The organism is Ureibacillus yapensis (genome assembly GCF_003515775.1).
Lineage (GTDB): Bacteria > Bacillota > Bacilli > Bacillales_A > Planococcaceae > Ureibacillus > Ureibacillus yapensis.
In genome coordinates this window covers 896160-915644 of record NZ_QWEI01000001.1, presented here as the reverse complement: position 1 = coordinate 915644, position 19485 = coordinate 896160, and the positions used below count along the sequence as shown (strand labels likewise).

Sequence of the window (19485 nt, the reverse complement as noted above, 5' to 3'; positions counted from 1 at the left end):
TCGCTTGATTTCTTCCCATTGTCAAATTTCCAGACAATCCCTCTTGCCGTCTCAGCTGTCTCATTTTAAAATGAATAAAAGAACAAATGTTCGCATATAATAATCATGCAAATGAGGTGTTGAAAATGCATGGCAATGCTCTGTTGACAACTGAATACCGGGATGCAGACGCTTTTAAGATGTACGAACAAGCACCGAATCATTCGATTATTTGTATTGATATGAGATGTTTTTATGCGAGCTGCATGGCAATGCTTGAAAACCTCGATCCGATGGAAGTTCCGATTGCCGTAGTGGGAAACTTTGAGCAAAAGGGAAGCGTGGTGCTTGCTGCATCCCCGCCAATGAAAAGGCGATTCGGCATTAAAACGGGATCCCGGCTTTATGAAATTCCAAAACATCCCGACATTCGTTTATTTGAACCGAAAATGGAGTTTTTCGTAAAAATATCGATGGAAATTACGAAATTAATCAATCAATTTGTTCCAAAGGAAGCAATCCATGTGTACAGCATCGATGAAAGCTTTGTGGACTTGACAGGGACCGAAAAGCTCTGGGGATCTCCGGAAGAAACAGCAAAAGTAATACAGCAAAGCATTTATCGCCAATTTCAAATACCAAGTGCGGTGGGCATGGGGCCGAATATGCTGATGGCCAAACTGGCGCTTGATTTGGAAGCGAAAAAGAAAAATTTTGCCAAGTGGACATATGAAGATGTTCCAACAAAACTATGGTCTGTTTCGCCTCTTTCCGAGATGTGGGGAATTGGGCGAAGAACTGAACGCTCCTTAAACAATATGGGCATTTTTTCAGTGGGCGACTTGGCGCAAAGCGATTTAAAAACATTGGAAGACCGTTTCGGGATTATGGGCAACCAGCTTTACTATCATGCGTGGGGAATTGATTTGTCGCCGCTTGGGGCACCGCTTGCACAAGGGCAGATCAGTTTTGGCAAAGGCCAAATGTTAATGCGTGATTATCGCAATCGTGATGAAATCCTGACCGTCATTCTTGAAATGTGCGAAGATGTGGCAAGAAGAGCCAGGGAGGCGGGGCAAGTCGGAAGGACCATTACACTGGGTGCCAGCTATAGCAAAGACGCGTTTGGCGGCGGATTTAACCGTGCCCGGACAATTGATGAACCAACAAACGATACCATGAAAATATTTAAAGTGTGCAAAGAATTACTGGATGAATATTATGCCGAAAGACCGGTAAGGCAAATCACGCTCAGCATTTCAAAATTGGAATCGGAACGCTCCATGCAGCTGAGTTTGTTTGACCATAGGAAGTGGAAAAAACGAAAGCTTGGCGCAACGATGGATTATTTGCGTGCTAAACATGGCACGACAGCCGTTTTGCGTGCCGTCTCCTATACGGAAGCAGGGACAGCGGTGGCACGTGCCCAGCTTCTCGGCGGACATAAGATGTGAGGTTTGGCCAAACGTGTTGGGAAGAGGTGATAAGAGTGATTCGAGACCGCGGGAATATAAAATGGAACGCTATGATGCTGCCTGAGCATGTCAAATACCTTCGGGAATGGCACGAAAACGATCAGTATGTTGAAAAGCCTGAACTCGATGAATGGGCGCTCCAAGAATTAAGCGAACAATTGCAAAAAGCCTTTGAGAATGGGTTGGAGGTGGAATTAAAGATTTGGGAAGCCAAGCATATTTTTAAGGCCACGGGAATAATCGCCAAACTTGATATCAAAAATAGCGCACTTTATTTGGAAGATGGGCGTAAATTTCCCTTTCCATTCATCGTCGGCGTTACTCGGTATGAGTGAGTTTAAAAGGTATAAATGAAGAGTATAAAATGCAATAGATTTGTAATAATCTGTTGAAAAGCTATGTATTACCGAGATTTTCGCTGTAATATTAACAAGAATTTAGAGAAAAGAATTGAAAGAATGTTTAATCCAATACCTCCTGGGAATATAACGAATAAGCTTATCCCAATAAGCAATAAAATTTTTAGGAGGAATTTAAAATGGCTAACAAACGTAACAATCAGAACAATAATGAGAAAATGACTGTTCAAGAAGCGGGACGCTTAGGTGGAGAAGCTACCTCCAAAAATCATGATCGTGAATTCTACGAAGAAATCGGTCGTAAGGGCGGGGAAACTACTTCAGAAAATCATGGCAAAGAATTCTATCAAGAAATCGGCCGCAAAGGCGGAGAAACTACTGCAGATACTCACGGCAAAGAATTCTATCAAGAAATTGGCCGTAAAGGCGGAGAAACTACTGCAGATAACCATGGTGAAGAGTTCTATGAAGAAATCGGCCGTAAAGGCGGAGAAGCACGAAGCAATAACAACGACAATGACAATAACAACAACAATAACAACAACCGTAAAATGAGCCGCGAGGAAGCTGGCAGAAAAGGCGGCGAAGCCAGCAGTCGCAGCCGTAAAAAAAATAATAAGTAATTTATTTATAAACTAAAAGTTGAACGATTTCCAGTATTTCGTTTCACCTCACAGGAAAAGGGATATTCGGAGCTAGATTATAGCTTCGAATATCCCTTTTTTACTATATTCTCTTTTCTTCTATAATAATATTTTTATATATCACCTAAAATTTTATTAAATAAATGAAAAAAATGGTAACAAGCTTGCTTGAAACTCCTTTTGAAATGAGATATAGTATTCTCGTTTGATGTTAATTTAGCAACGAGATTTTTGGCATCCAAAGAAAAAGGGGAAATGAGAAACTGATGCACAATCACTATACAGAGGATTACCTTTATCAATTGATTTCTTCTACAATTCAAAAAGTCGGGTTGAACAATGAATTGATAATGGAAGAGTCAGGAATCAATATGAGTTATAACTTTATTACCGACAAAGTGGGATTTGATGCAAAGCGGTTAGTGGAAGCGTGGAAAGAAATAGAAGCGGCCATCCCGTTTGAAAAATATGTGCAGGCATTAACAATGCATGAATTGGGCCATGCAATCGATCGTGAGGCTCTGGAGCAATCGTTAGATCGGACGCTGGAAATTATGGAAATGAAAAACGACCATTCCGATATCGAGCTTTATACGAACGAGCATCTTTTGGCCGTTATTATTGAAGAGCATGAGATGAATATTGTATTTGAGGAAACCGCTTGGCGAAATGCGAAAATTCTAAACGCCAAAGCTGGGTTAGTGGATGAAGTAACGTTTGAAATTATAAAAAATCATAGTTTGGCTACATATCAAAGTATCTATACAGAAGATTTAGCGATTTACAATCAAGTAAAAGAAAGAACCGTGCAACCCGTATAATTTGCCAAACTATGAACCCCAAAACGCTGGGGAAATGAAAAGGAAGAAATTCTACTTACTCAACTTTCACTTTTTGAATACCCCTCTTTTATAAGGCTAAACACTATTTAATAAATAAATTAAAATAATTTTCGTAAAGCACTTTAATTGTCGGAGCAAGCTGACAGTTAAAGTGCTTTTGCCATTTATAATCGGGTATATAAAAACAACATTTAAAACGTCGCATATGCTAGAAAGAGCCGGAATGCATAGGGGTATAATTTTGGTATTGTCTTTTAAGAAAAAACGAAGTATAATGAAAAACACTTAAAACGCTGTCTTATCAATGTTCTTATGTATTTTTGGAGAGGACATTTGTTTGCGCAGATAATATTTGGAAAAGGGGCCTTTTAACATCAAGGGAGGGGACGAATATGAAAAAAATAATAGTCACAGGTGCTTTAGGCCAAATTGGTTCAGAGCTTATTGTGAAATTGCGAAATTTATATGGTGAGGACAACGTATTGGCGACAGATATCCGCAAGCCGGAAGAAACTTGTGGGCCATTTGAGCTGTTGGATGTGACAGATGGAAAGAAAATGTTTGAACTTTCCAAGCAGTTTGAGGCGGATACAATGATTCACATGGCGGCACTACTTTCGGCAACTGCGGAGAAAAACCCCCAATTTGCATGGAATTTGAATATGGGTGGGTTAATGAACGCACTCGAAGTAGCCCGCGAATTAAATTTGCAATTTTTCACGCCAAGTTCGATTGGCGCTTTTGGGCCATCTACACCGAAGGACAATACGCCACAGGATACGCTGCAGCGGCCAACCACGATGTATGGTGTGAACAAAGTAGCCGGAGAGCTTTTATGCGACTATTATTTTACGCGTTTTGGCGTGGATACGCGCGGTGTTCGATTCCCGGGCTTAATTTCATATGTAACGCCTCCCGGTGGCGGAACAACGGATTATGCAGTGGAAATTTATTATAAAGCAGTGGAACAAGGCCGTTATACTTCCTATATTGCGGAAGGTACGTATATGGATATGATGTATATGCCCGATGCGCTGCAAGCCATCGTTGATTTAATGGAAGCGGATAGTGCGAAACTGAAACATCGTAATGCTTTCAACATTTCGGCGATGAGCTTTGAGCCTTCCCAGATTGCGGCAGCCATTCAAAAGCATATACCAAGCTTTAAAATAGACTATAAAGTCGATCCAACTCGCCAAGCCATTGCAGACAGCTGGCCTAACGCCATCGACTCTTCGGCAGCCGTGGAAGAATGGGGCTTTAAAGCAGCGTACGATTTAGACAAAATGACAATGGATATGTTGGAGAAATTAAAAAGAAAATTAAGCAAGGTTTCGTAAAAGCGATAAGAGAGTAGCCCGAAAAACAGGCGAACAGAACAGAAAGCGGTTAAAAGCTTCTTTGAAGTGAGTTGTGGGAAAAGATGTAGAATAGGGAGCGTCTAAACGCCTGTTTGAAGTGGATTTGGATAAAACGGTCGAATAGGGAGCTTCTAAACGCCGGTTTGAAATGGATTTTGGGTAAAACGGTCGAATAGGGAGCGTCTAAACGCCGATTTGAAATAGATTTGGTAAAAATGGTTGAATAAAAGGTTTCTAAAGCTGTTTATGAAGGCATTCCGAATCAAAACACTCGATTGGCAAACAGCTAAAGCAATGTTTTAGGCAAACGGGAAGCGAAGCACTCGATTAGAAGGCATCTAAAGTGGAGTTTCTAGAAAGTGTCAATCAGAACACTCGATTAGCGGCCTTCTAAAGCAATGTTTCCAGCGAGCCCGAATCAAAACGCTCGATTAGAAAGCATCTAAGTCGGTGTTTCCAGCAAATCCAAAGCGCAACACTCCATTAGCAAAGTTCTAAAACCAAGTTTCCAAACAACTCCAACAATAACCGCAAGTAAAAAGCACAAAATCCCAAACCAATGGGGGATTTTGTGCTTTTTTAAAAGGAAGCGCATGAATTCGCTTCACTCAATTCACTTATCAAACAACCGCTGTTTTTGCAGCAGCTACTAACTCCTCAATCGTTGTCCAGTCTTCATTCACTAGGCTATCCACGATTTTGCTTCCGACGATTACGCCGCTGCAAAATGCGCCAAAGTTTTTGACTTGGTCAGGAGTAGAGATGCCGAATCCCGCTAAAACAGGCGTGTCCGTATAGGATTGAATTTTCTTGAAATGTTCCTCAAGCTCATTTGCAAAGCTTGAGCGTGCACCGGTAATGCCGTTCACCGTAACCGCATAAATAAATCCTTCACTTGCTTTTGTCAAACGCTCCATCCGTTCCGGTGTACTTGTCAGGGAAACAAGTTGGACAAGGTCAATGCCTGCATCGGAAAGAGTAGGGTGAATAATTTCGCGCTCCTCTAAAGGCATGTCAGGGACAATCACGCCGCGAATGCCCGCTGCTTTTGCCTCAGCGGAAAATGATTCGACTCCGTAAGCCAAGATCGGATTAAGATAGGTCATGGCAACAAGCGGAACAGTAATTTCATCTGCAAAACTATTTAAAGTTTCGACGACTTTTCGCAAAGTTGTGCCATTTGCAAGTGCGCGCTCGCCAGCTCTTTCAATCGTTGGGCCGTCCGCAACGGGATCGGTGAAAGGAATGCCCACTTCAATTGCCGTCACGCCAAGTTGCTGAAGCTTTAAAATGGTCGGCTTTAATTTTTCCAATCCGCCATCTCCGGCCATAATATATGGGATAAACGCTTTATCGCCTTGAGATGTCACGGATAAAATCGCATCTTTCAATAAACTCATGCCAGGTCACCTCCAAGTGCTTCCGAAATGGTATGGACATCTTTATCACCGCGGCCGGATAAACAAATCACGATGATTTCATCCGGCGTCATTGTTTTGGCAAGCTTTGAAGCATAAGAAATGGCGTGGGCACTTTCCAGAGCGGGAAGAATTCCTTCCGTACGGCAAAGCAGTTTTACGCCTTCAATTGCTTCTTCGTCTGTAGCACTAACATACGTTGCGCGACCGATATCGTGAAGGTAGCTATGCTCAGGGCCAACTCCCGGGTAGTCAAGGCCGGCTGAAATCGAATGCGCTTCTTGAACGAAGCCGTTTTCATCTTGTAAAAGATGCATATACGCACCGTGAAGGACGCCGGTTTGCCCGCCGTTTATAGCAGCGGCATGCTTGCCGGTTTCGATTCCTTTGCCGGCAGCCTCAACACCGTACAATGCTACCTCCTTGTCTTCTACAAAAGGATAGAACATGCCGATTGAGTTGCTGCCTCCACCAATACAAGCAACGACTGCGTCGGGAAGTCGTTGTTCTGCTTCTAAAATTTGAGCTTTTGTTTCATCGCCAATGATGCGCTGGAAATCGCGAACAATCGTAGGGAATGGGTGAGGACCCATCGCAGAACCCAGAATATAATGCGTATCATCGACATTTGTCACCCAATGGCGCAATGCCTCGTTCACGGCATCTTTTAATGTAGCAGAGCCTTTATCGACAGCGACCACTTTTGTACCAAGAAGCTCCATGCGGAAAACGTTCAATGCTTGACGTTTTACATCTTCCGCACCCATGTAAACGATGCATTCTAGGTCCAAAAGGGCACAAGCTGTTGCTGTAGCGACACCATGCTGGCCAGCTCCCGTTTCCGCAACGATTCTCTTTTTGCCCATCCGTTTTGCAAGAAGGGCCTGGCCTAGGGCATTATTAATTTTATGGGCGCCTGTATGGTTTAGGTCTTCGCGTTTTAAATAAATTTTCGCACCGCCGAACTCTTTTGTTAAACGTTCCGCAAAATAAAGCGGCGTTTCGCGGCCTACATAGTTTTTAAGATAATAGCGAAGTTCATCTTGAAAGGAAGAATCCTCATTTAATTGATCATAAGCTTCATCCAGTTCTTGCAGTGCTGTCATTAATGTCTCCGGCACAAATTGACCGCCAAAACGGCCAAAACGTCCTTTTACTTCGTTCGTCATCCTTTTTCACTCCTCAAACCGCCTTCTCGCATAAAGGGGTCAATGTCTTATTTCAACGTTTTCTGCAGATGTTGCGGCATGTATAAATTGTCTAATCAACTCGCTATTCTTGCTGCCGTCCTTTTCCACGCCACTGGATACATCCACTCCATAGGGCTCCACTTGAGCTATGGCCTGGGCGACATTTCCGCTATTCAATCCACCAGCCAAGATGACTCTGCTTTTGGAGATGGAAAGCTGCTCCAATAACGACCAATCAAAAGCATGGCCGCTGCCGCCCGCGAATTGCGTGCCGGGTGCATCAAACAGGTAATAATCCACATCATAATGGCTGGCTTTTTCCACATCCTCATAGCTTCGAATTGAAAAAGCTTTGATGGAAGGGAAGCCTAATTGTTTAATAAACGCCGCTTCTTCATTGCCGTGATATTGAACATAATCAAGGCCAACTGTCTCGACCGCCTCTTGAACTTCCTGAGCTGTTGGATTAACGAAAACACCCACTTTTTTAACATGGGAGGGGACTAATTTGGCAAGCTCACTTGCGCGTTCGATGGAAATTTGCCTTTTACTCGGTGCGAACATGAACCCAAGCCAAGCAGCTCCGGCCTCCACAGCTGCTTGCACATGTTGTTCTTCTTTTAGTCCGCAGATTTTGACTTTTGCCATACTAATTCACTTCCTTTAAAAGGGAAGATAGAGGAACTTGCAAGGCTGGAAGCGCCGTTTCCACGTTTCCGCTTCGCATTAAAGATTCTCCGACCAAGATGCCGCTTGCACCGGCATTTGCCACACGCAGGGCATCTTCCCGGTTCCAAATCCCGCTTTCACTAATAAAGGCAATATCTTCGTAAGCCGTGATTTTGGCTGCTAATCTTTCGGTTTGCGCAAGATCCAAGTTGAAAGTTTTTAAATCACGGTTATTCACGCCGATAATTTTGGGGTGAATGGCAAGGGCACGGTCCAATTCTTCTTCGTTATGCACTTCGACCAGAACATCCAATCCCAAAACGCTTGCATACGTGTAAAAGGCTTTTAGCTTTTCATCGGAAAGGGCAGCGACAATTAAAAGAATGACGGACGCACCTGCTGCTTTGGCATAATCAATTTGTACTTCATGAATTATAAAATCTTTATTTAAAATCGGAATATCGACTGTATTTGCAATATCCGCCAAATCCTGAAATGACCCTTTAAAATATTTATCTTCTGTTAAAACCGAAATGCAGGCAGCCCCGGCAGCTTCGTATTTCCGCGCTTGCTCAATCGGATTGGCGCCTTCATTGATAAGCCCTTTTGAAGGCGAAGCACGTTTCATTTCCGAAATAACCTGCAGTGAATCCGCTTTTCGCAGCACCTCGTAAAGAGAAGGACGGGATTTTTGGATGACTTTAAATTTCGGTTCATTTTTTAAAAGAGTAGGAATCAAAGTTTCTTTATAATCTAAGATCGTTTGCAAAATCGTCATTGTAGTGTGCGCTCCTTTAATATGTCTTGACTGTACTGAATCACAGCCTCTAGTTTTGCTAATGCTTTTCCTGACAAAATACTCTCCCTTGCCAAGTCTACACCTTCTTGAATAGACTCTACTTTCCCATAAGCAAACAGGGCTAAACTGCTGTTTAATAAAACCGCATCAAAATAGGCACTGTGTTTTCCGTTTAACAAGTCTCTTAAAATAACGGCATTTTCATCTGGATTTCCACCGCGCAATGCTGTAATAGGGGCAGGGGTTAAACCTAGAGTTTGCATATCAACCGTAAAAGAATGAATATCGCCATTTTCAAGCAGGGCAAGCGTATTCTCCTGATCCAGGGAAGCTTCATCCATGCCCTGTGTCCCTGAAACGACAACAGCCCGTTTACGACCTAAAATATGAAGGACCTCTGCATAATCACGAACAAAATCAGGTCGATTAATGCCAACAAGCTGCGTTGTTAAATTTGCCGGGTTTGTTAATGGACCGACCATATTAAAGATCGTTGGTTTTCCGATCGAGCGGCGCACTTCACCGATACGTTTCAATTTAGGGTGAACATTCGGTGCATACAGGAAAGTAATGCCTTCCTGATTGAACAACTCGATTGAATCGGAAATCGTGAAATTCGTATGAATGCCAAGTGCTTGCAATACATCCGAGCTGCCGGAAGCGCTCGAAATTTTGCGATTTCCATGTTTTACAACCGATACGCCGTTTGCAGCCAACACAAAGGCGGATGTGGTGCTGATGTTGAAGGTTTTCAAACCATCCCCGCCAGTGCCGCAGTTATCAAGGTAATTGCCCTCTGGCAGATCCAGCGGCAATGCATAAGATTTCATCACCGTGGCAAGGGCTGCAACTTCTTCGGCCGTTTCACCTTTAAGTTTTAATGCGATTAAAAAATCAGCTATTTCATCTTTGGGTGTCTCGTCATTAAACATTAATTCCGATGCTTGAAGCATTTGTTCATAAGTCAGATTTTCGTTTTTACTAACACGATTTGCAAAAGTTTGAATTGGCATTTTTTATCCTCCTGAAATTTGTTATTAGCAGGTTAGATTAACTTCGTTTGAAGAAGTATTCTATGGAAGGAGGCAATAAAAAAATCCCCTACAAAAGGAAAATCCCTTTGTAGAGGACGATTAATACCGCGTTGCCACCTCTGTTGAAGTAATGCATACTTCCACCTTGGCGTGTTTCACTTGAGGGTGAAAACACTTCCTTGTAACGTAGGAAAAACGTCAACCAACTCACGCCAGTTGCTCTCATAAGGCCCATTCACGGTCAAGAAGCACTAGTTTCCACCAACCACTAGCTCTCTTAAGCGACTAAAACCGCTACTCTTCTTATTCATCAATTTGTCTCAGCTATACTCATCTAAACTCTGCTTTGCTCAAACGGTGGTCGCGCTCCCGCAACCTGCTACCGTATCCGAACAATTAGTTAAGTAGAATTATAGACGTAATTTTTAATCTTGTCAATGAATTCAGAAAAATTAAAAGAGAGGAGAGACTGCAATCAATGTTTCTACCTATTTTATATAAAAAAACCGAGAAGCATTAAAAAGCTCTCGGTTTGAAAAGATTAGATTAGATCTTTGAAATTTAATCGCTTATTCAACAGTTGCATAATCGGTATCCCAACTGCCAATACAACAAATTCACCAACAGCGCATGTCAGCCACGTCCATAAAAATGGAAGTTCCAATGCCAGGTTCAATTCAAACGCGATGATGAACATAGTAAACGTGAATAAAAAAGTATTGATGATTAAGCGCAGCCAAATGTTTTTCACGAATTTGCAAATCATAATAAAGATTGCAAGCGTGATGATGGAATGGCCGACGCCAAACACAAGATCATAAGGACCAAGCGGCGAGTAAAGGTTGGCAATAAATACCCCAATTACGATTCCCAGCATATAGCGAGGATTGAATGCAACCAGATGATTAAACATCTCGGAAACGCGGAATTGAATTTGCGTGAATCCAAATGGTGCAACTAACATTGTTACAGCTATATAAAGAGCAGCAATAATCGCCGTTGTTGCCATAAATTTTACTTTCATATATACATAACTCCTTAGTTTTTTTTCGTGGGAGGGTTTCGAACCACGGTAAATGAACACAGAAAATTATATTATTATAAATTGCTAGTCATGTCAAATTTCTATTAAAAGAGAAAAGGGAATAAATACTTACCTTTTATGCAGCAGAAATATATGTCGAAAAGTGTTCACAATTAAGTTGAAATATCAATATAATTAAATTTCTCTAAAAAGCCTTTACTTTAGCGGTTTAAAGCGACAAATTACTTTCCTGAAGTTTATAATTTATTTTTGACGATTTCTGAACATTCCAAATGTTGTTGACTATCAAGAAAGCGCCGTGTAATATAATCGACAAACTCAAATTTTTCGAATAGTAAAAATAGATTAGTAGAATTCATAATTTGAGTCTTGGTAGCAGAGAGAACAATAGGGGGAAAAACAATGAAAAACAGTACTAAGAAACTTCCATTCTTGCTGTTGGGAATGAGCTTGTTATTAGCTGCTTGCGGCGGTGGAGAAACATCCACAGATCAAACAGAAGATAAAGGTTCGGATGCAGCACAGGAAGGAACAACTTTTAAAGTAGGAATCACGCAAATCGTTGAGCATCCATCATTGGATGCGGCAACAGATGGATTTAAAACAGCATTAACGGATGCTGGTTTGGAAGTGGAATTTGTTGAAGAAAATGCACAGAATGATCAAAGCATGAATACAACAATCGCACAAAACTTGGTGAATGAAGGCGTCGATTTGATTTTTGCCAATTCAACTCCATCCGCCCAAGCAGTAAAAGGAGCAACATCGGATATTCCAATTATTTTCACTTCTGTAACAGATGCAGTAGGAGCGGAGTTGATTGATTCCATGGAAGCGCCAGGCGGCAATGTGACGGGAACAGTTGACTTGCACCCGGATACTATCGCCAACACGGTGAAATTTTTAAAAGATGAATTAGGTGCGAAAAAAGTTGGTACCGTATATAACACGGGCGAGCAAAACTCTGTTGCCCAAGTGCAGCAAGTAAAGAAATTGGCGGAAGAAGCCGGTCTTGAGTTAGTGGAAGCGGCAGTTTCTACGTCGGCGGAAGTAAAACAGGCAACAGAATCATTGGTTGGCCAAGTGGATTCTTTATATATTATTACGGATAATACGGTTGTATCGGCATTAGAATCTGTAATTGAAGTAGCAAATGCCAACGAACTTCCATTAATGGTAGGAGAGTTGGATTCTGTTAAACGCGGCGGATTGGGCGCTTACGGTTTTGAGTATTATGATATCGGTTATGAAGCTGGCCAAATGGCAGTGAAAATCCTGAAGGGAGAAGGAACACCTTCCGAAATCCCAGCTGCTTACCCGGCAAACTTAAAATTGTTGATCAATAAAGGCGCTGCCGACACTCTAGGTCTTGAGATTAAAGAGTCTTGGAACGCAGAAGTTCACGAATAAATTAGAAGTGATTTAGGAGATGATTCATCATGTTTGCAGCATTGTTCGGTTCGGTTGAGCAAGGAATCATCTATGCAATTATGGCGCTCGGAGTGTATTTGACATTCCGAGTGTTGGATTTTCCGGATTTAACGGTTGATGGAAGCTTTGTAACGGGGGCAGCCACTGCAGCGACGATGATTGCAATGGGCTACCATCCGATACTGGCTACAATGATGGCAATTGTTGCTGGATTTATTGCAGGATGTATGACGGGGCTTTTACACACAAAAGGGAAAATAAATCCACTATTATCGGGGATTTTAATGATGATTGCATTATATTCCATCAATCTTCGCATTATGGGGTTATCTGCAGAAAATGCAATTGTAAAACCAAATATTCCACTGATGAATACTGAAACGATTTTTTCACAGTTTCAAAGTTTCTGGAGCAATTTAGGTGTTGATGATGCGCTGACGAATTTTATTAAAAATACGTTGGGCTTTCAAACCGCTCCACAAACTTGGGGTACCATATTAGTAGTGTTAATCATTACACTCATCATCAAGATTATTGCAGATTGGTTCTTAAAAACGGAAGTGGGCCTTGCAATTCGTGCAACAGGCGACAATAAACGAATGATCCGTAGCTTCTCGGCAAATACGGATGGCTTAATTGTATTAGGGTTGGGTCTTTCAAATGCATTGGTTGCATTTTCTGGAGCTTTAATCGCTCAATATTCGAAATTTGCCGATGCCAATATGGGGATTGGAATGATTGTCATTGGTCTTGCCTCGGTTATTATCGGGGAAGCAATCTTTGGTACAAAAACGATTTTCCGTACAACATTGGCAGTGATTGCAGGGGCAATCATTTATCGTATTATCTATGCAATCGCACTGCGCATTGACTGGCTTGACACATCGGATATGAAGTTGATCACAGCAGTCATCGTTATTTTGGCATTGGTTATTCCACAAATGGTCGACAAACGGCGTGAGAAAAAACGCAAGGAAAAGAGACGTTTGGAACGTCTTGACCAACATCGAGAATTAACGCAAGGAGGGAATCACCTTGCTTAAATTAGAGGGCATTAATAAAATTTTCAATGAAGGTACGCCGGATGAGAAGATTGCGTTGGATAATATCAATCTCCATTTGGCACCCGGCGATTTTGTAACAGTCATCGGAAGTAACGGTGCAGGGAAATCAACGATGATGAATATGATTTCCGGTGCACTGACACCTGATTTCGGCGCTGTTACAATAGAAGGCAAAGAGGTAACAAAACTTGCCGAATACAAACGGTCCCATTTCATTGGCCGTGTTTTCCAGGATCCAATGGCCGGAACTGCACCATCCATGACGATTGAGGAGAATTTGGCCATTGCATATTCCCGCAATGCAAAGCGCGGTTTGCGCAAGGGGGTAAGCAGAGGACGACGCGATTTCTTCCGATCTTCATTGGAGAAATTGGGGCTAGGATTGGAAAACCGCTTCAATGCGAAAGTGGGCATGCTTTCAGGTGGGGAGCGTCAAGCGCTGTCGTTATTGATGGCAACCTTCACAAAACCAGCCATTCTCCTGTTGGATGAACACACAGCTGCTCTTGACCCATCTCGGGCAGAGCTGATCACTAGGTTAACAAAGCAGCTGGTAGAAGAGGGCAACTTAACGACGCTGATGGTCACACACAACATGCAGCAAGCCATTGACCTGGGCAATCGCTTGATCATGATGGATAAAGGGCAAATCATTTTATCGATTGATGAAACGAAAAAACCAACGTTAACCATCCCGGATTTAATGTCAGAGTTCGAAAAAATCCGCGGCGAAAAAATGAACAGCGACCGGGCGTTGCTGGGGTAAAATAAATCTTTGGAGAAGAAACTCGATTGAAAAGTCGGGTTTCTTCTTTTTTTGTGTATGAAAAGTGGAATTTGGCACGGTCGGATTATTTGGTGAATTTGCACCATGAGAGGGAAGGAGGGATAGAGTGGATGGAAATTCTTAAAAGGCGGAAGTCTGGTAAATTACTTAGTCTGGAAGCCTTGATGCGCAGATTACCTGAAAGTGACCGAGAATACGACTATTATAAGGAAATGTATTTTTCCCAGAAGAAAGGCTACGAAGGTGAAAGGTATACCAATCAATTATGGAAAGAAATAGAGATGCCATCGCCTCATTTTTTATTCCACAGCCTCGAACCGATCAACCAGGCCGGAAACTCACACCAAATCGACACACTTCTGTTAACACCCCATTTTATTTGGCTGCTTGAAATAAAAAACATTGGCGGCCGCATCGATATTGATGAATCGAAGCATCAAATGATTCGTACAAAACAGGAAGGCACAATAGAGTCCTTTCGAAATCCGGTCAACCAAATAAAAAGACACGCCCATTTTGTTAATGGCTTAATGCGAGAAATAGGAATATCCATACCAATCGAATATGCAATCGTGATTGTTAGTGATTCAACAATTATTGGATCTGTTCCAAGAGAAGTTTCTATTTTCCATGCAAGCGGTTTGCATGCTGAGGTGAGTAGATTGCTTGGCAAATACAAAGAAAAGCAAATTACTGCGCTGCAATTAAATTATGTAATGAAGGATTTAATGAAGAGGCACTCTCCAAAAAGTTGGAAGCCCAAAATAGACTTCAGTAAATTACGGAGGGGTGTGCTGTGTGAAAAATGCGAGTACAAAAGTGTAATGGTATTTGAACATGGAAGATTTATATGTCCAAAGTGTTCTTTTAAGAGTAATGAAGCGCACCTGCAAGCATTGTTGGATTATCGATACTTGTGTAACGAGTGGATTACGAATAGAGAGTTGAGGGATTATTTGAACATTGACTCAAGAATGCAGTAGTGCGGTTATTAAAGGGATTAAATTGGGAATACCAAGGCAATTATCGAAATAGAAAATATAGGATACCAGATTACATGTAGAAGAGATAGCAAACCTATGAAGAAAAGGAGAAAGCACATAAAGCAGTGGAAACCGCACGTAAATGTGAGCAATTCGCACGTAAGAAAGGCGAACGGACATAAAGTGGTGGAAACTGCACGAAAGGAGTAGAAAAGCGCACGTAAATGTGAGCAATTCGCACGTAAGAAAGGTCAACGCACATAAAGAGGTGGAAATCGCACGAAAGAAGGACAAAAACGCACGTAAATGTGAGCAATTCGCACGTAAGAAAGGCAAACGCACATAAAGCGGTGGAAACCGCAAGAAAGGAGTAGATAAGCGCACGTAAAGGTGAGCAATTCGCACGTAAGAAAGGTCAACGCACATAAAGAGGTGGAAATCGCACGAAAGAAGGACAAAAACGCACGTAAAGGTGAGCAATTCGCACGTAAGAAAGGCGAACGCCCATAAAGTGGTGGAAACCGCACGAAAGGAGTAGAAAAACGCACGTAAAGCTGAGAAACTCGCACGGAAATTCACAAAACAAACAAAAAAAGCACCCGAAACCAATTCGGGTGCTCACCACTACTAAACCAACAAACCGAACAGTTGGCTGTCTTTATTGACTTCGGTGAATTCGAAGCCGTTGACTTGCATGCGATCGATGAGGCCTTGATAGTCCTCTGGGTGGCTGACTTCGATGCCGACCAGGGCAGGGCCGCTTTCTTTGTTGTTTTTCTTTGTATATTCAAACGTTGTGATATCATCGTTTGGACCGAGCACTACCGTTAAGAATTGGCGTAATGCCCCAGCGCGTTGAGGGAAGTCTACGATGAAGTAGTAAAGCAATCCTTCAAACAATAACGACTTTTCTCGAATTTCCTGCATTCGGCTAATATCATTGTTTCCGCCGGTAATTACCGTTACAACCGATTTCCCCTTGATTTCATCGGCATAATAATCCAATGCTGAAACAGGAAGAGCACCGGATGGTTCAGCGACGATGGCATGTTTATTGTATAAGTCTAAAATCGTTGTACTTGCTTTTCCTTCAGGTACAACCACGATATCGTCTAAATACTTTCGGCAGATTTCATAAGTTTGTTGGCCAACGCATTGAACAGCAGTGCCATCACAGAATTTATCGATTTTCTTTAGAGGTATCGGACTGCCATGATCAAATGCCGCCTTCATGCTAGCTGCGCCAGTTGGTTCAACGCCAATTACCTTGGTGTTAGGAGAAATGTTTTTGATGTATGACGAAATACCGGCCATTAAACCGCCGCCGCCAATTCCGCCGAATATGTAGTCAAGAGGCTCTTCAATATCGTTAAGAACTTCGACTGCCACCGTACCTTGCCCAGCGATCACATCCAGATCATCAAACGGATGAATGAAAATCATATTATGCTCTTCGCAATAATCTTGTGCTGCGGCAGCTGAGTTATCGAACGTATCGCCTTCCAAAATAATCTCAACATTATTGCGGCCAAACATGCGGACTTGGTCGATTTTTTGCTTAGGCGTTGTTAAAGGCATGAAAATACGGCCTTTAATGTTCAAGTGTGCACAAGCAAATGCCACACCTTGCGCATGGTTTCCGGCACTGGCGCAAACTACGCCGCTTTTGCGGGCTTCTGCTTCAATTTTTTTGATTTTATAGTAGGCACCGCGTAGCTTGAATGAGCGCACGTGCTGCAGATCTTCACGTTTAATGTAAATATTGGCGCCGTACTTTTCCGATAAATATTCATTTTTTTGAAGTGGAGTATGTAAAACGACATCTTTTAGGTGATGATGAGCGATTAATACGTTTTCCACTGCAATACTTTTTGAATTAGCAACTTCCATCGTTTTATAAACCTCCAATTTTAGAAAAACAAGATTAATCGCCGTTAATGACGAAAATCGATGTCTTTTCTTTTGCGATAAAAACTGATACCAGTCTCCCCGCAAATTAAATCATGTCTCATTTTAACACAAATAACGATGCTTTTTACGAATTATTTTTGAATTCAAAAAATTATCACTCTAAGGAGAAAAAAAAGGACCGGCGACAGCCAGTCCTGAAAAAATTTAAAATAGTAGATGGGCGATTCCGGCAACAATCGGAATCGAAATAAGTGTACGAATCAAGAAGATGGTAAACAAATTCCAGATGTTCAGCGGCAGTTTTGTTCCCAAGATCAATCCGCCAACTTCCGACATGTAAATTAACTGAGTAACCGAAACGGTTGCAATGAAGAAACGCGTCATTTCGGACTCAATCCCAGCGCCTAGAATAGATGGCAGTAGCATATCGGCAAAACCAACAATCATCGTTTGAGCTGCTTCATCGGCAAATGGGATTTGCAACGCGGCCAAAATCGGCTCAAATGGCATTCCCAAAATTTTAAAGAAGCTCGTATACTCGGCAAGGATTAAAGCGATTGTCCCGAATGCCATAATTATTGGGGTAATGGCAAACCACATTTCCAATACATTTTTGAAACCAAATCCTAGTACCTTGCCCAAGTTTTTATTTTCATCCGCTTTGGTTAGTGCATTATTTAAGCCGAATGAGAAGGCATTTAATCCTTCAGGAACTTCTTCGTTTCCTTCCTTTGGAGTGGAGCCGTCAAAATTTGTATCAGGCTTGCCGCGCAATGGGTAAATGCGTGGCATGATGAAGGCCAAAATTAAGGAAACTACAATGACGGAACCATAAAATTGCAAGAAATAGTTGTTTAAGTTGACTGTATCGAGTACAACAAAGCAGAAAGTAATGGATACAACGGAGAAAGTGGTAGCAATTGCAGCTGCTTCTCGGGCCGTGTAATTGCCTTCCTCGTATTGCTTGCTTGTCAATAAAACCCCAATTGTTCCATCTCCGACAAAAGAAGCTAAACAATCGATTGCGGAACGTCCGGGAATTTTAAATAATGGACGCATAATTTTTACCATCATTGAACCAAAGAATTCAAGAAGACCGAAATCGGTTAATAACGGCAGAAATAAACCGGCAAAGAAGAATAATGAGAACATCATCGTTACCAGACCGCCGTCTGGAGTAATTAACAAACCAGCAGTATTATCGCTTGTAAACATTTCCGGTCCGATTTGGAATAAGTACATTGTCGCAAAAATTACAGCCAAAATACGCATAACGGTCCAGAACCAATTAACACGGAATAACGAATCAATCAAGGTTCTTTCTTTTTTCTCAGGAATGAATTGCATAATCACTGCACCAACAGCAGCAATAATGAAGACAATATAGGCAAACCAGTGAATAAAACCTGTTACATTCGCGGAAAGTGTATTAGCCAAAATGGCAATCGGTACTTTCAAGCCTTCTTCCGTGTTCACTGGCGTAATGAATAAGAAAATGCCAATTAAGGAAAGAAAGATAAAAAGAAACCATGTATATGAAGTGAATTTTTTTGTCATGTTGTTTCCCTCTTCTAATATGATATTTGAATATTTATACACTATAAAGGGAGTATATGCATATGTAAATATGTTGTCTTAAAGTTCCGCAATTCTGAAATCAAGCGGTGAATGAAAAATGAATAATGAGGGAATAAAAGGGTTTATTAATTTTAATATGTACGTAATTCGCATAAAAGTCGATGCATAATTATTAAATAAAATGAATGGAAAAGGGGGAGGTAATATCTACCTTCCCCTAAAGTGTGAACATTAATCTTCAATTTGATACAAATAAAACCGTTCATAATGCAGCCAACTATCGCTCATCGGCTGCCCTTCATCCACACGTTTCGAATTTTCTTCAATCATCCATGCCGTTTGGGATGCGTGGGCTTGCAATGCTTTCACTTTATCGAGTTTTACGCTGCTAACATCGATTTCAATCTGGGGTTCTCCGATTTCCGCTACCGTGTTATTCGCAAAACCGACAGCGTAAACAGCAGGGCGCACACTTTTTTCCATGCGGCGTACGGCCTCGATCACGGCGCGGCCAGTAGCCTCATGATCCGGATGAACGGCATACCCTGGATAGAATGTAATAACGAGGGAAGGGTTTAATTCCGAGATTAAATCTCCCACCAATTTCACCATTTTTTCATCATCTTCAAATTCCACTGTTTTATCGCGCAGGCCCATCATGCGCAAATCTTCAATTCCCATAGCTGCACAGGCATCAATTAATTCTTGGCGGCGAATTTGGGGCAAAGATTCACGAGTGGCGAACGGAGGATTTCCAAGATTACGACCCATTTCTCCCAATGTCAGGCAAGCATATGTAACAGGGACGCCCATGTTGCGGTAAAGTCGGATGGTTCCTGCAGAAGAAAAAGCTTCGTCGTCTGGATGAGGAAAGACAACTAAAATATGACGCTGTGGTTGTAAAGTCATTCTCAAC

At 41.9% G+C, this 19485-nt stretch carries 18 protein-coding genes, 1 riboswitch and 1 other annotated feature; of the genes, 9 read left to right on the top strand and 9 right to left on the bottom strand.

Annotated elements, in window-relative coordinates; genetic code table 11:
- The first annotated feature begins 179 nt into the window (after positions 1–179).
- The 5 genes from D1B33_RS04305 to D1B33_RS04285 all read left to right on the top strand — a co-directional run bounded on the left by D1B33_RS04305 (position 180) and on the right by D1B33_RS04285 (position 4639).
- On the top strand, positions 180–1433 hold the full coding sequence (locus D1B33_RS04305; RefSeq protein ID WP_118875219.1) for a Y-family DNA polymerase: 1254 nt from the start codon (positions 180–182) through the stop codon (positions 1431–1433).
- A gap of 35 nt (positions 1434–1468) precedes the next feature.
- Positions 1469–1789, top strand: a complete 321-nt coding sequence (locus D1B33_RS04300) for a YolD-like family protein (RefSeq protein WP_118875085.1) — start codon at positions 1469–1471, stop codon at positions 1787–1789.
- Between the two features lie 203 nt (positions 1790–1992).
- The gene (locus tag D1B33_RS04295) at positions 1993–2436 is read left to right on the top strand and encodes a general stress protein (RefSeq protein WP_118875084.1); all 444 of its coding nucleotides are present in this window, start codon (positions 1993–1995) and stop codon (positions 2434–2436) included.
- A gap of 287 nt (positions 2437–2723) precedes the next feature.
- On the top strand, positions 2724–3278 hold the full coding sequence (locus tag D1B33_RS04290; protein WP_118875083.1) for an integrase: 555 nt from the start codon (positions 2724–2726) through the stop codon (positions 3276–3278).
- A gap of 413 nt (positions 3279–3691) precedes the next feature.
- A complete protein-coding gene (locus D1B33_RS04285) occupies positions 3692–4639 on the top strand; it encodes an L-threonine 3-dehydrogenase (protein ID WP_118875082.1) in 948 nt (315 codons plus the stop codon).
- A gap of 641 nt (positions 4640–5280) precedes the next feature.
- On the opposite strand, the gene trpA is transcribed toward D1B33_RS04285, so the two are convergent.
- The 6 genes from trpA to D1B33_RS04255 all read right to left on the bottom strand — a co-directional run bounded on the left by trpA (position 5281) and on the right by D1B33_RS04255 (position 10794).
- Positions 5281–6060: a tryptophan synthase subunit alpha gene (gene trpA, locus D1B33_RS04280; RefSeq protein WP_118875081.1), complete on the bottom strand. Its 780-nt coding sequence runs from the start codon at positions 6058–6060 to the stop codon at positions 5281–5283.
- The gene (gene trpB, locus D1B33_RS04275; RefSeq protein WP_118875080.1) at positions 6057–7247 is read right to left on the bottom strand and encodes a tryptophan synthase subunit beta; all 1191 of its coding nucleotides are present in this window, start codon (positions 7245–7247) and stop codon (positions 6057–6059) included. Before trpB ends, trpA begins: the two co-directional genes overlap by 4 nt.
- 39 nt (positions 7248–7286) lie before the next feature.
- A complete protein-coding gene (locus D1B33_RS04270; protein WP_118875079.1) occupies positions 7287–7916 on the bottom strand; it encodes a phosphoribosylanthranilate isomerase in 630 nt (209 codons plus the stop codon).
- A 1-nt stretch (position 7917) separates the two neighbouring features.
- Entirely contained in the window at positions 7918–8715 is a 798-nt protein-coding gene (gene trpC / locus D1B33_RS04265; RefSeq protein WP_118875078.1) for an indole-3-glycerol phosphate synthase TrpC, read from the bottom strand.
- Entirely contained in the window at positions 8712–9749 is a 1038-nt protein-coding gene (gene trpD / locus D1B33_RS04260) for an anthranilate phosphoribosyltransferase (protein ID WP_118875077.1), read from the bottom strand. The genes trpC and trpD overlap by 4 nt, the downstream gene beginning before the upstream one ends.
- 109 nt (positions 9750–9858) lie before the next feature.
- Positions 9859–10090, bottom strand: a binding site (T-box leader).
- Between the two features lie 221 nt (positions 10091–10311).
- Positions 10312–10794, bottom strand: a complete 483-nt coding sequence (locus D1B33_RS04255) for a QueT transporter family protein (RefSeq protein ID WP_118875076.1) — start codon at positions 10792–10794, stop codon at positions 10312–10314.
- 8 nt (positions 10795–10802) lie between these two features.
- Positions 10803–10847: riboswitch (PreQ1 riboswitch) on the bottom strand.
- 370 nt (positions 10848–11217) lie between these two features.
- On the opposite strand from D1B33_RS04255, the gene D1B33_RS04250 reads away from it, so the two are divergent.
- The 4 genes from D1B33_RS04250 to D1B33_RS04235 all read left to right on the top strand — a co-directional run bounded on the left by D1B33_RS04250 (position 11218) and on the right by D1B33_RS04235 (position 15080).
- The gene (locus D1B33_RS04250; RefSeq protein WP_118875075.1) at positions 11218–12225 is read left to right on the top strand and encodes an ABC transporter substrate-binding protein; all 1008 of its coding nucleotides are present in this window, start codon (positions 11218–11220) and stop codon (positions 12223–12225) included.
- A 29-nt stretch (positions 12226–12254) separates the two neighbouring features.
- The gene (locus D1B33_RS04245; RefSeq protein WP_118875074.1) at positions 12255–13289 is read left to right on the top strand and encodes an ABC transporter permease; all 1035 of its coding nucleotides are present in this window, start codon (positions 12255–12257) and stop codon (positions 13287–13289) included.
- The gene (locus D1B33_RS04240; protein WP_118875073.1) at positions 13282–14076 is read left to right on the top strand and encodes an ABC transporter ATP-binding protein; all 795 of its coding nucleotides are present in this window, start codon (positions 13282–13284) and stop codon (positions 14074–14076) included. The genes D1B33_RS04245 and D1B33_RS04240 overlap by 8 nt, the downstream gene beginning before the upstream one ends.
- 131 nt (positions 14077–14207) lie before the next feature.
- Positions 14208–15080 carry a nuclease-related domain-containing protein gene (locus D1B33_RS04235; RefSeq protein WP_118875072.1) on the top strand — a complete coding sequence of 291 codons (873 nt, stop codon included), beginning with the start codon at positions 14208–14210 and terminating at the stop codon, positions 15078–15080.
- A gap of 627 nt (positions 15081–15707) precedes the next feature.
- Here D1B33_RS04235 and ilvA read toward each other — a convergent pair.
- From ilvA to bshB2, 3 genes are all read right to left on the bottom strand, one after another.
- Complete coding sequence (gene ilvA / locus D1B33_RS04230) at positions 15708–16970, bottom strand: threonine ammonia-lyase IlvA (protein WP_118875071.1); 1263 nt, start codon at positions 16968–16970, stop codon at positions 15708–15710.
- A gap of 225 nt (positions 16971–17195) precedes the next feature.
- On the bottom strand, positions 17196–18548 hold the full coding sequence (locus D1B33_RS04225; RefSeq protein ID WP_118875070.1) for a YjiH family protein: 1353 nt from the start codon (positions 18546–18548) through the stop codon (positions 17196–17198).
- Between the two features lie 252 nt (positions 18549–18800).
- Entirely contained in the window at positions 18801–19478 is a 678-nt protein-coding gene (bshB2, locus tag D1B33_RS04220) for a bacillithiol biosynthesis deacetylase BshB2 (protein ID WP_118875069.1), read from the bottom strand.
- Positions 19479–19485 lie beyond the last annotated feature (7 nt).